The organism is Pseudoclavibacter sp. RFBJ3 (assembly GCF_002931375.1).
GTDB lineage: Bacteria > Actinomycetota > Actinomycetes > Actinomycetales > Microbacteriaceae > Pseudoclavibacter.
The window spans coordinates 61,975-84,696 of the sequence record NZ_PSXZ01000006.1; the positions used below are offsets into that span (position 1 = coordinate 61,975).

At 67.8% G+C, this 22,722-nt stretch carries 25 protein-coding genes; 15 read left to right on the forward strand and 10 right to left on the reverse strand.

Annotation, left to right across the window (positions count from 1 at the left end):
• Window positions 1-125 precede the first annotated feature (125 nt).
• The 6 genes from sufB to C5E07_RS07835 all read left to right on the forward strand — a co-directional run bounded on the left by sufB (window position 126) and on the right by C5E07_RS07835 (window position 5,968).
• The gene (sufB, locus tag C5E07_RS07810; RefSeq protein ID WP_104242038.1) at window positions 126-1,544 is read left to right on the forward strand and encodes a Fe-S cluster assembly protein SufB; all 1,419 of its coding nucleotides are present in this window, start codon (window positions 126-128) and stop codon (window positions 1,542-1,544) included.
• Complete coding sequence (gene sufD, locus C5E07_RS07815) at window positions 1,545-2,750, forward strand: Fe-S cluster assembly protein SufD (protein ID WP_104299031.1); 1,206 nt, start codon at window positions 1,545-1,547, stop codon at window positions 2,748-2,750.
• The gene (locus tag C5E07_RS07820; protein ID WP_104299032.1) at window positions 2,747-3,079 is read left to right on the forward strand and encodes a non-heme iron oxygenase ferredoxin subunit; all 333 of its coding nucleotides are present in this window, start codon (window positions 2,747-2,749) and stop codon (window positions 3,077-3,079) included. Before sufD ends, C5E07_RS07820 begins: the two co-directional genes overlap by 4 nt.
• 3 nt (window positions 3,080-3,082) lie before the next feature.
• Window positions 3,083-3,847 carry a Fe-S cluster assembly ATPase SufC gene (sufC, locus tag C5E07_RS07825; protein WP_068481926.1) on the forward strand — a complete coding sequence of 255 codons (765 nt, stop codon included), beginning with the start codon at window positions 3,083-3,085 and terminating at the stop codon, window positions 3,845-3,847.
• Window positions 3,848-3,856: 9 nt separating this feature from the next.
• Window positions 3,857-4,189 carry a metal-sulfur cluster assembly factor gene (locus C5E07_RS07830; RefSeq protein ID WP_104241206.1) on the forward strand — a complete coding sequence of 111 codons (333 nt, stop codon included), beginning with the start codon at window positions 3,857-3,859 and terminating at the stop codon, window positions 4,187-4,189.
• A 180-nt stretch (window positions 4,190-4,369) separates the two neighbouring features.
• Window positions 4,370-5,968: an ABC-F family ATP-binding cassette domain-containing protein gene (locus tag C5E07_RS07835; protein WP_104241205.1), complete on the forward strand. Its 1,599-nt coding sequence runs from the start codon at window positions 4,370-4,372 to the stop codon at window positions 5,966-5,968.
• A 96-nt stretch (window positions 5,969-6,064) separates the two neighbouring features.
• Here the strand turns inward: C5E07_RS07835 and C5E07_RS07840 are convergent, their stop codons facing one another.
• Genes C5E07_RS07840 through C5E07_RS07850 form a run of 3 tightly spaced genes read right to left on the reverse strand, consistent with a single transcriptional unit; the run spans window position 6,065 to window position 7,465 of the window.
• Complete coding sequence (locus C5E07_RS07840) at window positions 6,065-6,919, reverse strand: SURF1 family protein (protein ID WP_104299033.1); 855 nt, start codon at window positions 6,917-6,919, stop codon at window positions 6,065-6,067.
• Window positions 6,916-7,197, reverse strand: coding sequence for an acetone carboxylase (locus C5E07_RS07845; protein ID WP_258063119.1), 282 nt, complete (start codon window positions 7,195-7,197; stop codon window positions 6,916-6,918). Before C5E07_RS07845 ends, C5E07_RS07840 begins: the two co-directional genes overlap by 4 nt.
• Entirely contained in the window at window positions 7,190-7,465 is a 276-nt protein-coding gene (locus C5E07_RS07850) for a DUF3099 domain-containing protein (RefSeq protein WP_146080201.1), read from the reverse strand. Before C5E07_RS07850 ends, C5E07_RS07845 begins: the two co-directional genes overlap by 8 nt.
• An 80-nt stretch (window positions 7,466-7,545) precedes the next feature.
• Here C5E07_RS07850 and C5E07_RS07855 point away from each other — a divergent pair, with 80 nt between their 5' ends.
• Window positions 7,546-8,256, forward strand: a complete 711-nt coding sequence (locus C5E07_RS07855; protein WP_104299034.1) for a beta-ketoacyl-ACP reductase — start codon at window positions 7,546-7,548, stop codon at window positions 8,254-8,256.
• A gap of 119 nt (window positions 8,257-8,375) precedes the next feature.
• On the opposite strand, the gene serB is transcribed toward C5E07_RS07855, so the two are convergent.
• Together serB and C5E07_RS07865 are read right to left on the reverse strand one after the other, a co-directional pair.
• The gene (gene serB, locus C5E07_RS07860) at window positions 8,376-9,035 is read right to left on the reverse strand and encodes a phosphoserine phosphatase SerB (protein WP_104241201.1); all 660 of its coding nucleotides are present in this window, start codon (window positions 9,033-9,035) and stop codon (window positions 8,376-8,378) included.
• The gene (locus tag C5E07_RS07865; RefSeq protein ID WP_104241200.1) at window positions 9,032-10,273 is read right to left on the reverse strand and encodes a glucose-1-phosphate adenylyltransferase; all 1,242 of its coding nucleotides are present in this window, start codon (window positions 10,271-10,273) and stop codon (window positions 9,032-9,034) included. Before C5E07_RS07865 ends, serB begins: the two co-directional genes overlap by 4 nt.
• 47 nt (window positions 10,274-10,320) lie before the next feature.
• On the opposite strand from C5E07_RS07865, the gene glgA reads away from it, so the two are divergent.
• The 3 genes from glgA to C5E07_RS07880 all read left to right on the forward strand — a co-directional run bounded on the left by glgA (window position 10,321) and on the right by C5E07_RS07880 (window position 12,690).
• Window positions 10,321-11,505 (forward strand): glycogen synthase, encoded by a 1,185-nt coding sequence (gene glgA / locus C5E07_RS07870; protein ID WP_104299179.1) that lies wholly within the window; start codon window positions 10,321-10,323, stop codon window positions 11,503-11,505.
• A gap of 50 nt (window positions 11,506-11,555) precedes the next feature.
• A complete protein-coding gene (locus C5E07_RS07875; RefSeq protein ID WP_104299035.1) occupies window positions 11,556-12,341 on the forward strand; it encodes an ABC transporter ATP-binding protein in 786 nt (261 codons plus the stop codon).
• An 88-nt stretch (window positions 12,342-12,429) separates the two neighbouring features.
• On the forward strand, window positions 12,430-12,690 hold the full coding sequence (locus C5E07_RS07880) for a type B 50S ribosomal protein L31 (RefSeq protein WP_068481959.1): 261 nt from the start codon (window positions 12,430-12,432) through the stop codon (window positions 12,688-12,690).
• Window positions 12,691-12,773: 83 nt separating this feature from the next.
• On the opposite strand, the gene C5E07_RS07885 is transcribed toward C5E07_RS07880, so the two are convergent.
• Window positions 12,774-13,469 carry an exonuclease domain-containing protein gene (locus C5E07_RS07885; RefSeq protein WP_104299036.1) on the reverse strand — a complete coding sequence of 232 codons (696 nt, stop codon included), beginning with the start codon at window positions 13,467-13,469 and terminating at the stop codon, window positions 12,774-12,776.
• A 105-nt stretch (window positions 13,470-13,574) separates the two neighbouring features.
• On the opposite strand from C5E07_RS07885, the gene C5E07_RS07890 reads away from it, so the two are divergent.
• Both C5E07_RS07890 and C5E07_RS07895 read left to right on the forward strand, forming a co-directional pair.
• On the forward strand, window positions 13,575-14,486 hold the full coding sequence (locus C5E07_RS07890; RefSeq protein ID WP_104299037.1) for an alpha/beta fold hydrolase: 912 nt from the start codon (window positions 13,575-13,577) through the stop codon (window positions 14,484-14,486).
• Complete coding sequence (locus C5E07_RS07895) at window positions 14,483-15,562, forward strand: glycosyltransferase family 1 protein (RefSeq protein WP_104299038.1); 1,080 nt, start codon at window positions 14,483-14,485, stop codon at window positions 15,560-15,562. The genes C5E07_RS07890 and C5E07_RS07895 overlap by 4 nt, the downstream gene beginning before the upstream one ends.
• A gap of 34 nt (window positions 15,563-15,596) precedes the next feature.
• Here the strand turns inward: C5E07_RS07895 and C5E07_RS07900 are convergent, their stop codons facing one another.
• Window positions 15,597-16,472 carry a Sir2 family NAD-dependent protein deacetylase gene (locus tag C5E07_RS07900; protein ID WP_258063807.1) on the reverse strand — a complete coding sequence of 292 codons (876 nt, stop codon included), beginning with the start codon at window positions 16,470-16,472 and terminating at the stop codon, window positions 15,597-15,599.
• Here C5E07_RS07900 and C5E07_RS07905 point away from each other — a divergent pair.
• Complete coding sequence (locus C5E07_RS07905) at window positions 16,471-17,310, forward strand: RNA methyltransferase (protein WP_104241194.1); 840 nt, start codon at window positions 16,471-16,473, stop codon at window positions 17,308-17,310. The two genes, C5E07_RS07900 and C5E07_RS07905, sit on opposite strands and share 2 nt — an antisense overlap.
• 12 nt (window positions 17,311-17,322) lie before the next feature.
• Here C5E07_RS07905 and C5E07_RS07910 read toward each other — a convergent pair whose 3' ends face one another.
• Window positions 17,323-18,132 carry an SGNH/GDSL hydrolase family protein gene (locus C5E07_RS07910; protein WP_104241193.1) on the reverse strand — a complete coding sequence of 270 codons (810 nt, stop codon included), beginning with the start codon at window positions 18,130-18,132 and terminating at the stop codon, window positions 17,323-17,325.
• Between the two features lie 97 nt (window positions 18,133-18,229).
• Between C5E07_RS07910 and C5E07_RS07915 the strand changes: the two genes are divergently transcribed.
• Together C5E07_RS07915 and C5E07_RS07920 are read left to right on the forward strand one after the other, a co-directional pair.
• On the forward strand, window positions 18,230-19,408 hold the full coding sequence (locus C5E07_RS07915) for an acyl-CoA dehydrogenase family protein (RefSeq protein ID WP_104299181.1): 1,179 nt from the start codon (window positions 18,230-18,232) through the stop codon (window positions 19,406-19,408).
• 35 nt (window positions 19,409-19,443) lie between these two features.
• Window positions 19,444-21,273 carry a DEAD/DEAH box helicase gene (locus C5E07_RS07920; RefSeq protein WP_104241192.1) on the forward strand — a complete coding sequence of 610 codons (1,830 nt, stop codon included), beginning with the start codon at window positions 19,444-19,446 and terminating at the stop codon, window positions 21,271-21,273.
• 34 nt (window positions 21,274-21,307) lie between these two features.
• Here C5E07_RS07920 and C5E07_RS07925 read toward each other — a convergent pair whose 3' ends face one another.
• Both C5E07_RS07925 and C5E07_RS07930 read right to left on the reverse strand, forming a co-directional pair.
• Window positions 21,308-22,009 (reverse strand): DedA family protein, encoded by a 702-nt coding sequence (locus C5E07_RS07925; RefSeq protein WP_104241191.1) that lies wholly within the window; start codon window positions 22,007-22,009, stop codon window positions 21,308-21,310.
• A gap of 107 nt (window positions 22,010-22,116) precedes the next feature.
• Window positions 22,117-22,665 carry a flavin reductase family protein gene (locus C5E07_RS07930; RefSeq protein WP_181057878.1) on the reverse strand — a complete coding sequence of 183 codons (549 nt, stop codon included), beginning with the start codon at window positions 22,663-22,665 and terminating at the stop codon, window positions 22,117-22,119.
• Window positions 22,666-22,722 lie beyond the last annotated feature (57 nt).

Below are 22,722 nucleotides of genomic sequence, written 5' to 3' on the forward strand. Positions count from 1 at the left end.
CGTCTGCCCGAGCGACCGCGGGCCCACCGGCCGAAGACCCCACACGCGAGACGATCGACGGCGACAGGCCCCAGAAGCAGCCGCGTGTGGAGAACGACTTCAGAGATGAGAGAGACGAGGCAGACATGTCAGATGTCCTGATCGATCGCCCAGAACTCGAGGGCCTCGGCCGCTATGAGTTCGGCTGGTCCGACTCCGATGTTGCGGGATCGTCCGCGAAGCGAGGCATCAGCGATGCCGTCGTCGCCGACATCTCGCAGCTGAAAGACGAACCCGAGTGGATGCTGAAGACGCGTCTCAAGGGCTACAAGATGTTCGAGCGCAAGCCGATGCCGAACTGGGGAGCTGACCTCTCCGGCATCGACTTCGACAACATCAAGTACTTCGTGCGCTCGACGGAGAAGCAGGCGCAGACCTGGGAAGACCTCCCGGACGACATCAAGAACACGTACGAGAAGCTCGGCATCCCCGACGCAGAGCGCCAGCGCCTCGTCGCGGGCGTCGCCGCGCAGTATGAGTCCGAGGTCGTGTACCACCAGATCAACGAGGAGCTCGAGAAGCAGGGTGTCATCTTCATGGACACCGACACGGCGCTTCGCGAGCACCCGGAGTTCTTCGAGGAGTACTTCGGCACCGTCATCCCCTCTGGCGACAACAAGTTCGCCGCGCTCAACACCGCCGTGTGGTCGGGTGGCTCCTTCGTGTACGTCCCCAAGGGCGTCCACGTCGAGATCCCGCTGCAGGCCTACTTCCGCATCAACACGGAGAACATGGGCCAGTTCGAGCGGACGCTCATCATCGCCGACGAGGGCAGCTACGTGCACTACATCGAGGGCTGCACGGCTCCCATCTACAAGTCCGACTCGCTGCACTCCGCGGTCGTCGAGATCATCGTCAAGAAGAACGCGCGAGTTCGCTACACGACCATCCAGAACTGGTCGAACAACGTCTACAACCTCGTCACGAAGCGCGCGATCGCCGAAGAGGGCGCCACCATGGAGTGGGTCGACGGCAACATCGGGTCCAAGGTCACGATGAAGTACCCGTCGATCTACCTCGTCGGAGAGCACGCCAAGGGCGAGACCATGTCCGTCGCGTTCGCAGGTCCCGGCCAGCACCAGGATGCCGGCGCGAAGATGATCCACATGGCGCCGTACACGCAGTCGTCGATCACGTCGAAGTCCATCGCGAGGGGCGGCGGTCGAGCCGGTTACCGCGGCGAAGTGCGCATCGACGCGAAGGCGCACCATTCCTCGAACAGCGTCGTCTGCGACGCGCTGCTCGTCGACACGCAGTCGCGCTCCGACACGTACCCCGCGATCGACATCCGCGTCGACGACGTGCAGCTCGGACATGAGGCCACGGTCACGAAGGTGTCCGAGGAGCAGCTGTTCTACCTCATGAGCCGCGGGCTCCCCGAGACCGAGGCGATGGCCATGATCGTGCGCGGCTTCATCGAGCCCATCGCGCGCGAGCTGCCGATGGAGTACGCGCTGGAACTCAACAAGCTCATCGAGATGAGCATGGAAGGATCGGTCGGCTAGATGACGACGCAGGTGACGAGCGAGCAGGTCAACCCGCTCGGTCTCAACAAGCACAGCCACGGGCCTGGGTCCGAGGTGCCGGTGCAGACGAGGTCGGAGCGGTTCACCTCCTTCGACTTCGCCGACTTCGCGCCGCTGAGCGGTCGCGAGATCGAGTGGAAGTACACCCCCGTCGCGAAGCTCGATGGTCTCATCAGCGGCGAGCTCACGGGCTCCCGTCCCGAGCTCGAGTTCTCGGAGACCGAGGGTGTCGCAGTCAGCTGGATCCCTCGCTCGGATGCGCGGATCGGATCCGCGGGCAAGCCAGAGGACCGCGCCTCGGCGAACGCCTGGTCGAACTTCGAGGAGGCGCTGCTCGTCGAGGTCTCCGGTGAAGACGACAAGCAGTTCGTTCTGGACCGCAAGGGCTTCGGCAGTGCTGCTACCGCCGCCCACGTCGTGGTCGACATCAAGCCGCACGCCAGGGGCCTCATCATCCTGCGCCACACCGGCGCGGCGACGGTCGCGGAGAACGTGGAGATCCTCGTCGGCGACGGGGCGAACGTCACGGTCGTCTCCATGCAGGAGTGGGAGGACTCGGCGCAGCACCTCTCGTCGCACTTCCTGTCTGTCGGGCGCGACGCCTTCATCAAGCACATCGTGGTCTCGCTCGGCGGCGGCATCGTCCGCCTCAACCCGACGCTGCAGCTCAACGCGCAGGGCGCTGACGGCGAACTGTACGGCCTCTACTACTCGGACGCGGGCCAGCATCTCGAGCACCAGGTGTTCGTCGACCACAACGCGCCGCACACGCGCAGCCGCGTCAACTACAAGGGCGCACTGCAGGGCGAAGGCGCGCGTGCCGTGTGGATCGGCGACGTCCTCATCCGCCGGAACGCACCGGGCACCGACTCCTACGAGCAGAACCGCAACCTCGTCCTCTCCGAGGGCACACGCGCCGACTCGGTCCCGAACCTCGAGATCGAGACAGGCGACATCGAGGGCGCCGGCCACGCTTCGGCTACCGGACGCTTCGACGACGAGCAGCTCTTCTACCTGATGAGCCGAGGCGTCTCCGAAGCCATGAGCCGCCGCCTCGTGGTCCACGGCTTCCTCAACGAGATCGTCCAGCAGATCGGCAACGAGGAGATCGCCACCCACCTGCGGGATGCGCTCGAACGCGAGCTCAACGAGGGCGCAAGCCCCCTGCTCGTCGCCGAGCGATGACCTCGGTGCGTCTCTGCGCGGCAGATGACGTGAAGGTCGAGTCGCCGCAGCGCTTCGAGATCGAGGGCCAGGCCATCTGCCTGGTCCGAGACTCGGCCGGTGAGCTCTTCGCTCTCGGCGACCGGTGCTCGCACGGAGACATCTCGCTCGCCGAGGGCTTCGTGGAGGACGACTCGATCGAGTGCTGGGCGCACGGCTCCCAGTTCTCGCTCAAGACCGGCTGGCCACGCACCCTCCCCGCCTACGAACCAGTGCCCGTGTACCGCATCCAGGTGCAAGCGGGCGACATCTACATCGACCCCACTCCAATCTTCGAGGAGAAGAGCTAGCACATGTCCACGCTGCAGATATCCGACCTCCACGTCACGGTCGAGACCGACCAGGGCACCAAGGAAATCCTCCGCGGTGTCGACCTGACGATCAACAAGGGCGAGATCCACGCCATCATGGGGCCGAACGGCTCTGGCAAGTCGACCCTCGCCTACACGATCGCGGGCCACCCCAAGTACGAGGTGACCAGTGGCTCGATCACGCTCGACGGCGAGGACGTCCTCGAGATGTCCGTCGACGAGCGTGCCAAGGCTGGCCTCTTCCTCGCGATGCAGTACCCGGTGGAGATCCCCGGCGTGACGGTCGCGAACTTCCTGCGTACCGCCAAGACCGCGGTCGCCGGCGAGGCTCCGCCCCTGCGCCCGTGGCTCAAGGAGGTCAAGGCCTCCATGGCGGCGCTCCGCATGGACCCCGTGTTCTCCGAGCGCAACGTCAACGAGGGCTTCTCCGGTGGAGAGAAGAAGCGCAACGAGATCCTCCAGCTCGAGCTCCTCAAGCCCAAGTTCGCCGTGCTCGACGAGACCGACTCTGGCCTCGACGTGGACGCGCTCCGCATCGTGTCGGAGGGTGTCAACCGCGTCAAGGAGAACACCGGCCTCGGTGTGCTGCTCATCACGCACTACACGCGCATCCTGCGCTACATCAAGCCTGACTTCGTGCACGTCTTCGTCGCGGGCAAGGTCGCAGACCAGGGTGGACCCGAGCTCGCCGATCGCCTGGAGAACGAGGGTTACGACCGCTACCTCGCCCAGCAGGTCGAGGCGTAGGATCTCGCCATGGCACTGACGACACTCGAAGCGACACGCTACGACGAGATCGAGGAAGCGCTCAAGGAGGTCGTTGACCCGGAGCTCGGCGTCAACATCGTCGACCTCGGGCTCATCTACGACCTCAACTGGGACGACGACTCCGACGCGCTCGTGATCTCGATGACGCTCACCTCGGCGGGCTGCCCGCTGACCGACGTCATCGAGTCCGAGACCGCCGAGGCACTCGAGGGTGCTGTCGAGCGCTTCGTCATCAACTGGGTCTGGATGCCGCCGTGGGGTCCTGAGAAGATCACGGACGACGGCCGCGACATGATGCGCGCGCTCGGGTTCAACATCTGAGCTCGGTCCCGCAGTGAAGAGCCCCGCCCCGGCGGGGCTCTTTCGCGCCTCGTCTAGACTGGGCAGGTTGTCGGCTATGGGGCCAGGCTCGGTTCATGCCGCGACCTGGCCCCGCACCGTTTCCCGACAGACCACACGACTTACCCCGAACGCCCGCACTTCACCGAATGGAATCACTTCTTGCTCGCCGTACATGACCTCGAAATCACCATGGGTGCCCGCACCCTCATGTCGGGAGTCGACTTTCGTGTTGCCGCTGGCGACAAGATCGGCCTCGTCGGCCGCAACGGCGCGGGCAAGACGACGCTGACGAAGATCCTTGCCGGCGACACGCTCCCGACGGCCGGTCGGATCGAGCGTCGCGGCGAGATCGGCTACCTGCCGCAGGACCCGCGGAGCGGCGACCCCACGCAGACTGCCCGCACCCGCATCCTGGACGCCCGCGGGCTCGGCGAGCTGCGTCTCGGCATCGACGAGGCGACCATGGCGATGGCCGAGGGCACCCCTGCTGAGCAGGAGTCCGCGATGAAGAAGTACTCGCGCCTCGATGACCGCTTCCTGGCGCTCGGCGGCTATGCCGCAGAAGCCGAGGCGGCGGCCATCGCCAGCAACCTCAAGCTGCCTGACCGGATCCTCGACCAGGAGCTGCAGACGCTCTCCGGAGGACAGCGCCGACGCATCGAGCTCGCCCGCATCCTCTTCTCGGGTGCCGAGACCATGCTGCTCGACGAGCCCACGAACCACCTCGACATCGACTCCGTCATCTGGCTGCGCGAGTTCCTCAAGGGGTACGCGGGCGGACTCATCGTCATCTCCCACGACGTGGAGCTCGTGGGGGACACCGTCAACCGGGTCTTCTACCTCGACGCGAACCGCCAGGTCATCGACGTCTACAATATGGGCTGGAAGCACTACCTCCGCCAGCGCGAGGCAGACCAGGAGCGCCGCAAGAAGGAGCGCGCGAACATCGAGAAGAAGGCCTCCGTCCTGCAGCAGCAGGCGGCGAAGTTCGGCGCCAAGGCGACGAAGGCCACAGCGGCGCATCAGATGGCCAGGCGCGCCGAGAAGATGCTCTCGGGTCTCGAGGAGGTCCGAGTCGCGGATCGCGTCGCGAAGCTGCGCTTCCCGACGCCCGCGGCGTGCGGAAAGACGCCGCTCCGCGCATCCAACCTCTCGAAGTCGTACGGCTCGCTCGAGATCTTCACCGCCGTCGACCTGGCTATCGACCGCGGGTCCCGTGTTGTCATCCTCGGCCTCAACGGTGCAGGCAAGACGACGCTGCTGCGGATGCTCGCCGGCGTCGACGAGCCCGACACCGGCGCGCTCGAGCCCGGGCACGGCCTCAAGATCGGCTACTACGCGCAGGAGCACGAGACCCTCGACGTCGCGCGCAGCGTGCTGCAGAACATGGTGAGCGTGTCCAGCCATCTCACCGAGACCGAGGCACGCAAGGTGCTCGGCTCGTTCCTGTTCTCGGGTGACGACGTGCACAAGCCAGCCGGTGTGCTCTCCGGCGGCGAGAAGACCCGCCTCGCGCTGGCGATGCTGGTCGTGTCGAGCGCCAACGTGCTGCTGCTCGACGAGCCCACGAACAACCTCGACCCGCTCAGCCGCGAGCAGATCCTCGACGCGCTCGCACACTACGAAGGCTCTGTCGTGCTGGTCAGTCACGACGAGGGGGCCGTCGAGGCGCTCAACCCCGAGCGCGTGCTCATCATGCCGGACGGCGTGGAGGACCACTGGACGCCCGATTACTTCGACCTCATCACGATGAACTAGGCAGGGCGTCCCAGCAGCAGGGTCGCTCGCTGCAAGGAAGAGCGCATGCTCCCAGCCGGGGGCATGCGCTCTTCGTGTTTGCGGGTGCTTCGGCGATCAGCCGCCGGCGCGATCGAGGATCTCGTCCTCGATCTCGGCGTCGGTCTTGCGGCGTCGTCCAGCGCGCTCTCGCTCGCGCGAGATGGCCTCGCGCACCTTCGGGTCGTCCGGGTTGCGGTCGCGGTACTCGGCCCGCAGGCCGAAGATGAGGCCGAGGAGCGCGATGATGGCGAAGATGATCCACTGGAACGCGTACGAGAGGTGGTTGCCCTCGCTCAGCGCGGGCTTCGTCGTGAGCGCGCCCGTCTCAGCGTTGGGCCGCTCCGCCGAGAGGAGTCCGTACGCACCCGTGTAGACGCGGTCGGTGCCGAGCTCGTCGGCGAACTGCGGCAGGTGGATGGTTGCGATCTGTCCCGCGGGCGCCGTTCGTCCGGGGATCTCGGGTTCGCCGGGCTTGAGGCGAGCGACGATCGTCGCCTCGCCTTCGGGGGCAGCCGGGATGTGGTCGGGGGAGTCCTGCGCGTCACCCGTCGGAATCCAGCCGCGGTTGACGATGAACACCCGCCCGTCGTCGGTCTCGAATGGCGTGAGGATCTCGAATCCCGGCAACCCGTTGTGGGGCCGCGACCTGGCGAGCAGCTGCTCGTCGGTGAGGTACCGCCCCTGCAGGAGCACGGGAGTCCACTCCTGGTCGATCGAGAAGTCGTCGAGCGCCGGGAGCTCGCTCTCGAGGGGAACCGGCTCCCGGTCGAAGTTGCCGGTGATCCGCGCGTTCTCAGAGACCCGCTCGTCGCGCCGCTCGAACTGCCAGTGGCTCAGGAAGCCGCACGCGATCGCGAAGACGATCAGCAGGCCGAGGTAGCCGAGCCAGCGCTTCGAGAAGGCGAAGCGCCAGCGACGCTCGCCGCTCACGCGCGCCCGTCCACATCGTCGTCGAGCTGCCCGGCCGAGATGGCCGTGGCCGTCACCGGGAAGTCACGCTGGCGGAGGAAGTCTGCGAGGTAGCCGGCGTGCTCGTCGCAGGCGAGCCAGATCTTGCGACGCGCCTCGTCGTGGATGCGCGGATTCCGCCACACGATCCGGATCGTCGCGTCGGAGCTGCACCCGGCCCGCGAGCATCGTGGCTCGGCTTCCGCGGCATCGAGCCCGCCGTTCTGGAGCGCGCCGAGCAGGTCGAATCCCTCACGCATCCGGCTTGCCTCGTCGCTGCAGGAAGCTCGGCCGTTCCACCTTCCGCGTGCGCCGCTGCGTGGCAGCGTTCGCGATGACGACAGCGAAGTAGGGGAGGAAGATCGCTCCGGCCGCGAAGACGAACATCCACGGTCCGCGCACCCAGATGAGCGCGACGAAGCAGGCCACCCTGATGAGCATCATGATGGTGTACTTCCTCATGCGGGCAGCGCGCTCGTCGTACTCGCTGTCCCCCATGGAGGTGACGTTCGTGGTGTGTGATCGCACGGTGGCAGGTGCTCCTCTCGGCGATCTGCTCAGCTTACTCCTCGCCCCTAGACTGGAGCGAACCGTCTCAAGGGAGCAGCATGACCCAAAGAACCGTCCTCGTCACGGGAGGAAACCGCGGCATCGGCTACGCCATCGCCGCACACTTCGTCAGCCTGGGCCACCGCGTCGCGGTGACCTCGCGCTCGGGGGAGGGCGGCCCTGAGGGCGCTCTCACCGTTCGGGCGGACGTCACCGACGCTGCGAGCGTCGACGCGGCCTTCACAGCCGTGGAGGAGCAGCTCGGGGCCGTCGAGGTGCTCATCGCGAACGCCGGCATCACGAAGGACAACCTCCTGCTCCGCATGTCGGAGGACGACTTCCAGCAGGTCATCGACACGAACCTGACCGGCGTCTTCCGCGTCCTCAAGCGCTCCTCGAAGGGGATGCTCAAGGCTCGCTTCGGCCGGGTCGTCTTCATCTCGAGCGTCGTCGGGCTCTTCGGCTCGCCCGGCCAGATCAACTACTCGTCCGCGAAGGCCGGCCTCATCGGCATGGCCCGCTCCCTCACCCGCGAGCTCGGCTCGCGGGGCATCACCGCGAACGTCATCGCCCCGGGATTCATCGAGACCGAGATGACGGCGGTGCTTCCCGAGGAGACCAAGAAGGAATACCTGTCTCAGATCCCGGCGGCCCGCTACGGAAGCGTCGACGAGATCGCCAAGACCGCCGCCTGGCTCGCCAGCGATGACGCCGGGTACATCTCAGGCGCCGTCATCCCGGTCGATGGCGGCCTCGGCATGGGGCACTAGCGGCACGCCGTCGGCCCGACGCACAGAGATCAACGAGCAGAGCGGGCCGAGCGGATATGCATCCGCTCGGCCCGCTCTGCTCGTGAGTCTCTGCACTCGGTAGTCGCCCTGTTCGGTCGTCAGCCCTCGAGGCCAAGGGCTGCGAGCACCTGCCGCATGTCGCGATCGGGGAGGCTGACGTGCGCCTGTTCCCGGACAACCGGCTTCGCGTCGAACGCGATCGAGAGACCAGCAGCCGACATCATGCCGAGATCGTTGGCGCCGTCGCCGATCGCGACCGTGCGGGACGGGTCAATGCCGAGCTCGTGAGCCCACTCGAGCAGCGTCTCGCGCTTCGCCTCGCTCCCGATGATGGGCCCGGACACCTTGCCCGTGAGCTTGCCGTCGACGACCTCGAAGCGGTTCGCGCGCCAGCGGTCGAGGCCGAGCCGCTCTGCGAGCTCGTCGAGGATCTCGTGGAAGCCTCCCGACACGGCCGCGATGGAACCGCCGGCCGCGTGCACGCCGTCGATGAGCTCTGGGACGCCGTTCGTGACGACGACCCGATCCACCACCGACGCGACATCCGTCGAGGAGACACCCTCGAGGAGCGCAACGCGGTGGCGCAGGCTCTCCTCGAAGTTCAGCTCGCCCGCCATGGCTCGCCCGGTGACCTCGGCAACCTCATCGGTCACCCCGGCGTAGTCGGCGATCAGCTCGATGACCTCGTCTTCGATGAGGGTCGAGTCGACGTCGAGGACGACCAGGAAGGGTGACCGGGGGGACGTGCCCGAGGTCACGGCTCGACGATCCCGAACTTCTCCACGACCGTGAGGCCAGAGTCGGTGACCGTGAAGCCGCGTCGGAGGTCGTGCTCACGGTCGACGCCGACTGAGGCGCCTTCCTTGACGATGACGTTCTTGTCCAGGATCGCGCGACGCACGACAGCACCAGCCTGCACGTTGACTCGGTCGAAGAGGATGGAGTCGACGACTGCGGCTCCGGACTCGACGTTGTCCCACGGACCGAGCACGCTCCGCTCGATGTGCGCACCGGAGATCACCGAGCCGAGCGAGATGATCGAGTCGATCATCGTGCCCGTGGACCCACGGCTGTCCCGCACGAACTTGGCCGGGGGAGAGTTCAGCTGCTGCGCGAAGATCGGCCACTTCTCGTTGTAGAGGTTGAAGATCGGCAGCGTGGAGATGAGGTCCATATGAGCGTCGTAGAACGAGTCGATCGTTCCCACGTCGCGCCAGTAGTCGCGATCGCGTTCCGTCGACCCTGGGACGATGTTGTCCTTGAGGTCGTAGACCCCGCAGTCGCCCTGATCGACGAAGCTCGGGATGATGTCTCCACCCATGTCGTGCTTGGAGTCCTCGAGCGTCGAGTCGCGGATGACGGCTTCGACCAGCTTGTCGGCCGTGAAGACGTAGTTTCCCATCGAGGCGAGGATCTCGCCCGGGCTGTCCGGCAGCCCCTGAGCGTCTTCCGGCTTCTCGAGGAACTCGCGGATGAGCGTTCGGTCGTCCGGGTCGACGTCGATCACGCCGAACTGGTCCGAGAGCGAGATCGGCTGGCGGATCGCGGCGACCGTCGCGCTGCGCCCGGAGGCGATGTGCGCCTCGATCATCTGGGAGAAGTCCATGCGGTAGACGTGGTCCGCGCCGACGACGACCACGATGTCCGGGGACTCGTCGTTGATGAGGTTCAGGCTCTGCCGGATGGCATCTGCCGAGCCGGAGAACCACCGCTTGCCGAGTCGCTGCTGCGCTGGCACGGAGGCGACGTAGGAGTTGAGCATCGCGGGGAGACGCCACGTGTGCGACACGTGACGGTCGAGAGAGTGGGACTTGTACTGCGTCAGGACGACGATCTTGTGGAGCCCGGAATTCACCAGGTTCGAAAGCGCGAAGTCGATGAGTCGATACTGGCCTGCGAAGGGCACAGCGGGCTTTGCCCGGTCTGCGGTGAGCGGCATGAGCCGCTTCCCCTCACCACCAGCGAGAACGATGCCGAACACCTTTGCCTGTGACATGACTCGAGCTTAGGGGTTCCCAGCCCCGCTGTACTACCGTGGAGCCCGTGAGAGTTGATCTGGTAACACGCGAGTATCCACCGGCCGTCTACGGCGGGGCCGGAGTCCACGTCACCGAGCTCGTCAAGGCGATGAGACGCGACATCGACGTCAACGTCCGCTGCTTCGGAGAGGCGCGCGACGAGCAGCAGACCTACGCGTACAACACGCCCCCTGCCCTCCGATCCGCGAACCCGGCTCTCGGCTTCCTCGGCACCGACCTCGAGATCGCGAACGACATCGCGGGTGCCGACCTCGTGCACTCGCACACCTGGTACGCGAACGCCGCGGGCCACGTCGCGAAGCTGCTGCACGGCATCCCGCACGTCATCACGGCGCACAGCCTCGAGCCGCTCCGCCCCTGGAAGGCAGAGCAGCTCGGAGGCGGCTACCGCCTCTCCAGCTGGATCGAGCAGGTCTCCTACGAGCACGCCGACCGCATCATCGCCGTGAGCCACGGGATGCGCGCCGACATCCTCCGCGCCTACCCGAACCTCGACCCGGAGAAGGTCGAGGTCGTCTACAACGGCATCGACCTCGAGACCTGGCAGCGCGTCGAGGACCCTGAGGCCGCACGTGCCCTCGGCATCGACCCCGACCGCCCCGCTGTCGTCTTCGTCGGCCGCATCACTCGGCAGAAGGGTCTCCCGTACTTCCTGCGCGCCGTGCGCGAGCTGCCACCTGAGGTGCAGGTCATCCTGTGCGCCGGCGCCCCGGACACCCCCGAGATCGAGGCAGAGGTCGCAGGTCTCGTCGAGCAGCTGCAGACCGAGCGCGATGGCGTCCTCTGGCTCGCGCGCCACCTCAGCAAGCGCGAGATCATGACCGCGCTCTCGGCATCGACGGTCTTCGCCTGCCCCTCGATCTACGAGCCGCTCGGCATCGTGAACCTCGAGGCCATGGCCTGCGGCACAGCCGTGGTCGGCACGGCGACCGGCGGCATCCCCGAGGTCGTCGACGACGGGGTGACCGGACGCCTCGTGCCGATCGAGCAGGCAACGGACGGCACGGGAACCCCGCTCGACCCAGACAAGTTCGTCGCCGACCTCGCACGAGTGCTCACCGAGGTCGTCAGCGACCCCGAGACGGCCGCTCGCTACGGCAGGGCGGGGCGCGAGCGCGCCGAGCGCGAGTTCACCTGGCGCCGCATCAGCGACGAGACGATCTCCATCTACGAGCAGCTCGTTGGCTGACGCGGTGCGCCGCCCAAGCCAGCGCACGAGCCGCGTCTAGGCTGGGGCATATGGCAACGGTTCTCGAATTCAACGACGCTACGGTCGTTCGCAACGGTCGTCCGATCCTCGACCATGTCACCTGGTCCGTCGACGAGACGCAGCGCTGGGCGGTGCTCGGCCCGAACGGCGCCGGGAAATCGACGCTGCTCTCGCTCGCCTCGGCGACGCAGCACCCCACGTCAGGAGAGGTCGACGTGCTCGGGGAGCGCCTCGGCCGGACCAACGTCTTCGACCTTCGTCCTCGCATCGGCGTCGCGTCGAGCGCGATGGCGAGGCGCATCCCCGAAGACGAGCGAGTCATCGACGTCGCACTGACCGCCTCCTACGCGGTCACGGGCCGATGGAACGAGGCCTACGAGGAGATCGACGAGCGCCGGGCGCAGCGTGTCCTCGAGGAATGGAACCTCGGCGAGTTCGCTGAGCGCGACTTCGGCACGCTCAGCGACGGCGAGCAGAAGCGAACGCTCATCGCACGGGCGATCATGACCGACCCCGAGCTGCTCCTCCTGGACGAGCCCAGCGCGTCCCTCGATCTCGGAGCTCGCGAGAACCTCCTCGCTGCGCTCTCCAGCTTCGCGCAGAGCGAGTTCGCGCCCGCGATCGTCATGGTCACGCACCACGTCGAGGAGATCCCAGTGGGGATCACCCACGTGCTCCTGCTCCGCGAAGGCAAGGTCGTCGCGGCTGGCCCGATCTCCGAGGTGCTCACGAGCTCGAACCTCGAGACGACCTTCGGGCTTCCCCTCCACGTCACCAACGCCCAGGGCCGGTACACCGCCCGCGCGTCGAACTGACACCCACGGGCTCCTATCTGCTAAAGTTGTCCTTTGGCTCAGGACCCGTGGTCCGATTCTGCTCACCAAACTCGTTGAAGGAACCCTTATGAAGGCTGACGTCCACCCCACCTACAACACGGTGGTGTTCAACGACCTCGCATCGGGGGAGAAGTTCCTCACCCGTTCCACGGTCTCGAGCGCCAAGACGATCGAATGGGAAGACGGCAACACGTACCCAGTCATCGACGTCGAGATCTCCAGCGCCTCGCACCCGTTCTACACGGGCAAGCAGCGCATCATGGACTCCGCAGGTCGTGTTGAGAAGTTCAAGAACCGCTACGCCAAGTTCGGCGGCGGCAGCAAGTAGTTTATTGCTCCACGAAAGGGCGGCACCGTTTCGGTGCCGCCCTTTCGCGCGTTGCTGGCTGCCTCACCGAGGCCCGTCGCCGGTCAGGGAGCGCTGCGCACCGGCCAAGCGCCGTCGGCGGTGAAGTCCGGGTCTCGATTGGCGCGCATGTACGCCTCGAAGTCCCTGGCCTGGTCTGCCGCCCACGTGACCTGCTTCGTGTGCAGCTCCTGGAGCGGCAGCCCGAGATCCGCGGGATACTTGGCCGCCAGCGCGAGCGCAAGCTGGCCCGCGGCGACGGCGTCGTCGCCCGCGGAGTGCGCGTCGATCAGTTCCACGCCATAGAAGAGGGCGGTGTCGGTGAGCGTGCGCTTGCCCTTGCGGTACTTGTCGAGCGCCCGGTCGATGACCAGAGGGTCGACGACCTGCTCGGCGAAGACGACCTGCTCCAGGCCGTGACGCGCGCACTCCCGAGCGAACAGGGTGAGGTCGTACGGCGCGTTGTAGATGACCAGCGGAACCCGGTGCCGGGCGATCCAGTCGAGCGCGGCCCGAAGCTCCCCGACGACCTCGCCTGCCGGCCGCCCCTCGGACTGGGCGATCTCCGTGGTGATGCCGTGCACGGCCGCCGCGCGCTCGGGGATGGGGATGCCCGGGTCCGCCAGCCAATCCGTGCCGCGCTCGATCGTGCCCTCGCCGTCGATGAGCCCGACGAACGCCGTCACGATCCGGTCGTTCTCGACATCGATGCCGGTCGTCTCGAGATCGAACACCGCGATCCGCTTCGTCCATTCGGTCATTGCTTCCCCATCCCGCCTCGGCGTCCTCTTGCAGGCACCTCCAACGCGCGTCGCACGGGAGCGCCTGAGCACGGCTTCCCGCCCTGCTCGGTACACTCTTGCACGATGCCTTCCTCCGCTCTTGCAGCCACTCCCGAGTCCCCGTCGCTCGCCCGCACAGCGCGTGTCCTGGGCTCCGAATGCGCCTGGTGGGAGATCGGCCCATCGGCCGGCGACGCCCGCGCGACGGTTGTGCTGGTCCACGGCTTCCGCGGCACCCACCACGGACTCCTCCCCGTCGTGGAACGGCTCCCTGACGTTCGCTTCCTCGCACCCGACCTGCCGGGTTTCGGGGAGTCGCAGCCACTCGCAAGCGGACACACGCTCGACGACTACTCGGCCTGGCTCGAGGCGTTCCTCCATGAGGTCGACCCGAACGGGACCGCCATCGTCCTCGGCCACTCGTTCGGCTCGCTCGTGATCGCCCGGCGCCCCGTCGCGATCGGCGATCGGCGCCTCGTGCTCGTCAACCCCATCGCCGCGCCCGCCCTGGAAGGCCAGCAGGCGATCCTCACGAAGCTCGCGATCTTCTACTACTGGCTCGGCTCGAAGCTGCCAGAGTCGGCGGGCAGGGTGCTGCTCTCGCATCCGCTCATCACACGCGTCATGAGCGAGGTCATGGCCAAGACCACCTCGAAGCCGCTCCGAGCATGGATCCACGCCGAGCATGAACGGCACTTCTCGGACTTCTCCGACCGCGACACGCTCCTCGCCGCGTTCCGTGCATCCGTCTCCGACTCGGTGCTCGCCCATGCACACGAACTGCCAGCGTCCACCGCGCTCATCGCTGGCGCGCTCGACGACATCGCGCCGCTCGAAGCGCAGCTCGAACTCGCGAGGCTCGCAGAGCTGCCGCTGCACGTGATCGCCGGCACGGGTCACCTCGTGCACTACGAGACGCCGATCGCAGCCGCCCGTCTGCTCTCCGAGTTCATCGACGAGAACTCCACACCCGACGACTCGGAGCACAGCCGGTGAAACTGCTCTTCGACTGCAGGTACGTTCGGATCGACCGGCACGACGGCATCTCCAGGTACTCGGCTGAGCTCGTGCGTGCGCTCTCCGAACTGCACCCGGTCACCATGCTCATCTCCGACGAACGACAGCTGCCCATGCTGCCGGACCTTCCGCACGCGCTCATCAGCGCGCCGACGTCGCCAGCGGAGCCGTTCGTCGCTCGCCAGATCAACGCGCTGCGCCCCGACGTGGTCGTGAGCCCCATGCAGACGATGGGCTCGCTCGGGCGGCACTACGGGCTCATCCTCACGATCCACGACCTCATCTACTACGAGCACCCGAAGCCGCCGCAGTTCCTCCCCTGGTACGTGCGCGCGCTGTGGCGGGTCTACCACCTGTCCTTCTGGCCTCAGCGGCTCCTCCTCGCGGGGGCGGACCAGGTCGCGGTGGTCTCGGCGACGACCCGCGGGCTGCTCGAGTCCAAGAAGCTCACCCGCCGCCCCATCCCGCTAGTGCCCAACGCGCCAGATCCGGCGTTCGCCGCGCCGGCGAGGACCGAGCCGCCGAGCGAGCCCAATCTCGTCTACATGGGCTCCTTCATGCCGTACAAGAACGTCGAGACGCTGGCGCGCGCCATGCGCGACCTGCCTGGCTGGCGACTCCACCTCTGCTCGAAGGCGGACGCACGCACCCTGGCGGCGCTCGAGGATCTCGCCTCCACGGGTTCGATCGTCGCCCACCAGGGCGTGAGCGACGACGCGTACCGTGCGCTGCTCGCCAACGCCACCGCCCTCGTGACCGCGTCGAAGAGCGAGGGCTTCGGGCTGCCGCTCGTGGAAGCCATGTCCGCAGGCACACCCGTTCTCGTGAGCGACACCCCGATCTTCCGCGAGGTCGGGGGAGCTGCAGCCGGGTACTTCCCGGCCGATGACGCGGCGCTGCTCGCGACGAAGGCGAGGCAGCTCGACGGCAGCGCGCAGGCGTGGGCTTCCGCCTCAGCTGCTGGCGTGGCCAGGGCCGCCGAGTACGCGTGGGAGCGATCCGCCGCCGCGCTGCTCAGCGCCTGCCAAGAGGTGGCAGAGCAGCGACAGCGCTGACGGTTCCCGGCCGGCCTCGGGGTTCTGGGTCGGCCTAGGAATCCGACGTGAGCCGGGCCGCGAGGTCGGCGAGCGACTCGGAGGTGCCTCCGTCGACGTAGACGAAGGCCAGGTGCTCGATCGCGGCCCCGCCGCGGTTGAACAGCACGACCGGCTTGCCAGCTGCCACGGCGCGATGCACGAGCCTGCGTCCCGTGTTGACGACCAGGGACGTACCGGCGACCAGGAGCGCGTCGGACTCGTCGACGAGGTTGCGGGCACGCTCGGCGACCTCGGGACGAACGACGTCACCGAACATCACGACGTCCGGTTGCAGGATGCCCCCGCAGACCGGGCAGCTCGGGAGCTCCTCGATCTCCGCGCCGCTCGCCTCGGCGTCACCGTCTGGGCGGCTGCTCGCGTCGGCCGCCAGCTCGGCGATGCCGGGGGAGGACTCGATGATGTCGGCGAGCAGCGAGGCCCGTGAGACCTCGTGCCCGCACTGCGTGCAGCTCGCGGTGCGCATGCTGCCGTGGAGCTCGACGACGTTGCGGCTGCCTGCGCGGAGGTGGAGGCCATCCACGTTCTGCGTGGCGACCCCCGTCACGGCGCCGTGTCGCTCGAGCTCGGCGAGTGCCAGGTGGCCCGCGTTGGGCTCCGCTCCGGAGAACCGTGCCGCACCGAGCGCGGCGCCGGCCCAGTAGCGCCTGCGCGTCGCCTCGTCGGACATGAACTGCTGGATCGTCATGGGCGAGATCCTCGGCGCCTTGCCGTCCCCGCGGTAGTCGGGGATGCCCGAGTCCGTCGAGAGCCCGGCTCCGGTGAGCACCGCGAACGCCCGATCCGCCAGCACATCCGCGGCACGTGCAAGACCCTCAGCTCGCGACCGCTCCGCCATGGCACCGCCCGCTTCTGACAGGATTGCCTCCATGCGCCTGACCCCTCTCCAATCGACCGATTGGCCACGTGCGGCCCCATCCGTCCGTTCACTCGAACAGTCTGGACTCGACGACTATTCCCGCCTGACCGACGTGGCCCTCCGCCGTCGCCTCGAGCCGGAAGGTGGCCTCTACCTCGCCGAGTCGCCGAAGGTCATCGAGCGGGCGCTGCGAGCCGGCCACACGCCCCGTTCCCTCCTCCTCATGGAGCAGTGGCTCCCAACCGTCGAGCCACTGCTCGAGGCGTTCCCCGACGTGCCCGTGTACGTCGGTTCCAGCGAGCAGCTCGAGCAGCTGACCGGCTTCCGCATGCACCGGGGAGCCCTGGCCTCGATGCACAGGCCCCCGCTGCTCGACCCCGCAGACCTGCTCGCGACGGCGAAGACCGTCGTGGTGCTCGAGGATCTCGTGGATCACACGAACGTCGGCGCGGTGTTCCGGGCCGCTGCCGGTCTCGGGGCCGACGCGGTGCTCGTCACCCAGGAATGCGCCGATCCCCTCTACCGGCGCAGTGTGCGCGTCAGCATGGGCACCGTCTTCCAGGTGCCGTGGACCCGGCTGCCGGTGTGGCGGGAGGCAGCCACGCTGTTCGCCGACGCCGGCTTCGACGTCGCAGCGCTCGCCCTGGACGACGACGCCGTCTCGCTCCGGGACTACGCCGCGGACCGTCCTGAGCGCGTCGCGATCCTGCTCGGCACGGAGGGGGACGGCCTGAGTCGCGGCGCCCTCAGCGCTGCGACGACGACCGTCACGATTCCGATGCTCCACGGCGTCGACTCGCTCAACGTCGCTGCGGCGAGTGCCGTCGCGCTCTACGCGCTCACCGGGTAGGGCTCTGCGCGCTCACCCGAGAGGGGAGTCGATGTCGGTGCCGAAGGAGAAGGGCTCGGCGAACGGACGCTTCGCGATCACGTTGTCGCCCGATGACTCGTTCCTGAGGCGTCGCAGCACCCACGGAACGAGGTGCTGCCTAGCCCACACCATGTCCTGGGCGCGGGCCTCGCGCCACCGCGAGGGACGGGCCGGTGCAGGCTGCATCGCCACGAGCTCGTTCTCGACGTTCAACGCGGCGAGCACCATGCGAGCTACCTCGTGGTGCCCGTAGGCGTTGAGGTGCAGGCGGTCGCTGACCCACATGCTGGGGCGCTGGATGGAGCGAAGCGCCCACTGGTCGGCGACGATGCAATCGTGGTACTCGGCGATCCCGCGGATGTGCTCGTTGTAGATGGCGATCTTGCCGCGCATCGATGAGAATACCGGCGCGAACTTCGTGTCGACCCCGGTGAACACCACGACGGTGGCGCCGCTGGCACGCAGCGAGCCGACGAGTCGCGAGAACCGCGCGGCGATCGCGTCCGGGTCCGCGCCCGGACGGATGATGTCGTTGCCACCAGCGGAGACCGTCACAAGGTCGGGCTTCAGCTCGAGCGCCGGCCCGAGCTGCTCCTCCGCGATCTGATCCAGCAGTCGGCCGCGGATGGCCAGGTTCGCGTAGGCGAAGTCGGAGCGGTGTGCGGCGAGTTCCTCTGCCACACGATCGGCCCAGCCGCGGAGACCGCCTGGAGCGGTCGGCTCCGGGTCGCCGACGCCCTCGGTGAAGGAATCGCCGATCGCCACGTAGCGGCTCCACGGTATGAGTTCGGGTTCTGACATCTCGCCGTTTCTCTCCTCGATCGGAACTGAAGACTAGACCGTCACAGACGCTGACGTGGTCATCGAGGTCGAAGCCGTGACGAGTACCGTGGTGGACATGCCAGCTTCAGACCCGAGATCCATTTTGGCCGATGACCTGCTCGAGGTGCTCAATCAGCGCGCGAGCCGCCACGACGCGGAGAACTCCTTCCCCGCGGACGACCTCGAGGCGCTCCGCGAGATCGGCTACCTGCGGCTGCTGGTTCCTCGCGACTTCGGTGGCACGGGGGCATCCCTCGAGCAGGCCGTGCGATGCCAGGCACGTCTCGCGGCCGCGGCTCCGGCGACGGCCCTCGCCGTGAACATGCACCACGTGGTCGCCGGCATCGCCCGCGCGACGCACGAGGCGGGCGAAGGGGCCCTCGACTGGATGCTGCGCGAGATCGTCGCGGGGGAGACCTACGCGCTCGCCATCTCCGAGATCGGCAACGACGCCGTCCTCTACGACTCGAATGTCCGGGCCGAGCCGGAGGCCGACGGGGGCTACCGGCTGCACGGCATGAAGATCTTCACCTCGCTCTCTCCCGTCTGGACGAGCCTCGTGACCTTCGGCCGCGACGACACCGGAGCGCAGCCGGCTCTCGTCCACGGGGTGCTGCGACGCGGCGACGACGGCGTGCGCATCCACGATGACTGGGACACGCTCGGCATGCGGGCGACGCAGAGCTGCTCCACCTCCCTGGACGGTGCCCGTATCCCCGCCGAGCGCGTCATCGCTCGGCTCCCGGTCGGACCGAGCAGCGAACCGCACATCTTCGCCGTTCACTCGAACTTCCTCCTCCTCGTCGCCTCGTGCTACGTCGGGATCGGCGACCGCGCGCTCGAGCTGGCGATCGAGGCCGCCGAGCACCGGACGAGCTCGACGCAGGGCGGGATCCGTCTCGCCGACGACGTGCAGGTTCGAGAGGAAATCGCCAGGATGAGCATTCGACAGCTCGCAGCGCGTACCCTCGTTGAGTCCATCGCTCGCGATGTCGACGAGGGGGCGCCTCACGGCGACGCCTGGTTCGCGCGCCTGACGATGGCGAAGTACGAGGCGGTGGCCGCCGCGGCGACCACGACGCAGGACGCGCTCGGGATTGTCGGCGGCAGCGGCTACCGTTCCGGACATGAGCTCGCGCGACTGCTGCGCGACGTGCTCGCAGGCGGTTTGCACCCGTCGAACGAGCGAGCCGTGCGCCGGCTGCACGCCAGCCACCGACTCGGACCAATCCAAGACCCACCCGCACGGCGCTGACCGGGCGACTGCCCTGAGAGGAACTCGACGCAGCCATGACCGAACGCGAAGCCGTCCAGGAAGCTCATCCCTCCAGCCACGACGGCTCACGCTACGGTCACCAGGTCGGCACCTTCGCTGCCGAGCACCTCTCCCCGTCGTTCCCGCAGCGAGCGCCGTGGGGCACCGCCGGGAGGCTGCGTGCCTGGCAGGCTGAGGCGCTCGACGTCTACTTCGAGTCCGAGCCTCGAGACTTCCTCGCCTCTGCGACGCCGGGCGCTGGCAAGACGACCTTCGCCCTGCGACTCGCCACCGAGCTCCTCCAGCGCCGCTCCGTCGATCGCATCACGATCGTCGCGCCGACCGACCACCTCAAGACGCAGTGGGCGGAGGCTGCCGCTCGAGTCGGCCTCCGCATCGACCCGCGCTACGGCAACAACCAGGGCATCCACTCCCGTCAGTTCCACGGCGTGGCCGTGACCTACGCGCAGGTCGCGATGAAGCCGAGCGTGCACAGCCACCTGACGGCCTCCGGACGCACGCTCGTCATCCTCGACGAGGTGCACCATGGCGGAGACGCGCTGAGCTGGGGAGACGCGATCCGCGAGGCCTTCGGACACGCCGACCGCCGACTCTCGCTCACGGGAACCCCCTTCCGCTCCGACTCCGCGCCGATCCCGTTCGTCACCTACGCCCCGAATGAGGACGGCATCCGCACCTCCCTCACCGACTACTCCTACGGGTACGGCCGTGCGCTCGAGGACGGCGTCGTGCGCCCAGTGCTCTTCATGTCCTACGCCGGCAACGTGCGGTGGCGCGACACGCAGGGGGAGGAGATGTCAGCGGGCCTCGCGGAGGACAACACGAAGGACATCGTCTCCCAGGCGTGGCGCACCGCCCTCGACCACGAAGGGCAGTGGATCCCCCAGGTCCTGCAGGCGGCCGACCAGCGCCTCAGCGAGGTCCGCCAGGAAGTCCCGGATGCCGGCGGCCTCGTCATCGCCACCGACCACGCGGCGGCAAAGGGCTACGCGGCGATCCTGAAGACCATCACGGGAACCAAGCCCGCGCTCATCCTCTCCGACGACAAGGGCGCGTCCGACCGCATCACCGAGTTCTCCGCGAGCGACGAGCGGTGGATGGTCGCCGTGCGCATGGTGTCGGAGGGCGTCGACGTGCCTCGGCTCGCCGTGGGCGTCTACGCAACCAACGCGTCGACGCCGATGTTCTTCGCGCAGGCCATCGGCCGCTTCGTGCGCGCCCGCAAGAAGGGCGAGACCGCGACGGTCTTCGTGCCGAGCGTGCCGCAGCTCACGAAGCTCGCGCACGCGCTGGAGATGGAGCGCAACCACGCGCTCGATCGGCTCGCCGACGCCGACGACTCCCGCGCTCCAGAGGAAGACATGATGGCCGCCGCCGAGCGGCCGGACAAGACCTCGGACGAGCTCGGGAAGTTCACGTTCGAGGCGATCTCGAGCGAGGCGCTGTTCGACAAGGTCCTCTACGACGGCGGCGATTTCGGTTACGCGGCCGAAGTCGGCAGCGAGGAGGAGCTGGAGTTCCTCGGGCTGCCTGGGATCCTCGACGCCGACCAGGTGCGGTCGGTGCTGTCCCAGCGGCAGGCGAAGCAGGGGCGCATCCAGGAGTCGCGCGTGAAGGCAGGCCCACCGGCTCCCGCGCCGCCCCAGGCGCTCCACCGAACCCTGAAGGAGCAGCGAACGCTGCTCAACAGCCTCGTCTCGGTCTACGCGAAACAGTCGGGGGAGCCCCACGGCATCGTGCACGCGGAGCTGCGACGCAGCTGCGGGGGGCCAGCGGTGGGACAGGCGACCGTGTCGCAGATCCAGGCGCGTATCGACGTGCTCCGGCGGCGCATGCGCTCGTGAGCCGTCAGCGGTCAGCCGACCTGAGCGCGCGCCTTCAGGCCGAGTGGCCGCCGCGGTGCACCCGCCCGCGGATCTTCACGACCAGGAACCAGATGATCGCGCCTCCCACGAGGGCGTACACGAGGTACTTGAGCGCGTCTGCGTAGATGAGGATCTGCTCCCAGGAGTCGCCGAGCAGGTAGCCGGCCATCACGAACACGGTGTTCCAGATCGCGGAGCCGGCGAGCGTCAGCAGGCCGAACTGGAGTGCGGGCATCCGCTCGATGCCGGCCGGTATCGAGATCAGACTCCGGAAGATCGGCAGGAACCGGCCGAAGAAGACGGCCTTCTTGCCGTGCTTCTTGAACCAGTTGGTCGTCTTGACGACGTCGGCCGCGTCGACGAGCGGGATCTTCCGAGCGAGCCACACCATGCGGTTGTGTCCGAGCCAGCGACCGAGCCAGTACAGGGCATAGGCACCGACCACCGAGCCGATCGTGGTCCAGATGATCGCCTCGAGCACGGAGAACTTGCCCTGGTGCGCTGCCAAGCCTGCCAGCGGCAGGATGATCTCGGACGGGATAGGCGGGAAGAGGTTCTCCAGCGCGACGGCGATGCCGGCGCCGGGAGCTCCGATGGTTCCCATGATCTCGATCGCCCAATCGGAGATGACCCCGAAGATGCCGCCGGTCGCCTCATCGACGGCGCTCCCCCCTGAGCTTGCGGCGTAGAGGAGTGTCGTGGCGAGGCCGGGCATGGTTCGAGGAGGTCCTTCTCGGTCTGGGGGCGTGGAGGCAGTTCATGCGCCAATCGCTCGTCACAGTGCTGCGCCCCCAAACTACCCGACCGCCCCACGAGTCCCTCTCAGCTGTGCGGGGCGCCGAGCTTTCGCCACACGCGGTTGCGGTAGACGACCCCGTCGTCCTCCAGCGGGGCGCCAGCACTCCCGTCCCTGGCCTCGACGATGTCCAGGACGACGAGAACCGCGCCGTCCACGTCGAGCGTGCTGCGGACGCTGCCACGCGCCCAGCGCGTGACGGCCCTGTAGTGCGGTTCTCCGCTCGGCAGATAGCCCCAGCTGTCTCGGTCTGCGAAGCGGTCGATACCGCTCGTGGCGGCCACCTGGGCCACCGCGAGCGACGCCTCGTCGATGAAGTGCACGAGCACGCTGGACGATCCCAGGATTCCGGGTGTCGCCGACGAGGCCTTCGACAGCGAGAAGGCGACAAGCGCGGGGGAGGCGTTGACCGACGTGAGCGACGTGATCGTCATCGCGACCGGACCGGCTTCGCTCTCGGCCGTGAGCACCGCGACACCCGAGGGGTGCTGGCGGAACAGCGAGCGGAAGCTCTCGGAGAGCTCGGTCTGATCGATCTGCGTGTGGTTCACGAGCGACGTGGTTTCAGCGGGCACTGGTGCACTCCTGGGATGACGGTGGATGGGCCTCACCGAGCGTCACTCGCAGAGCGT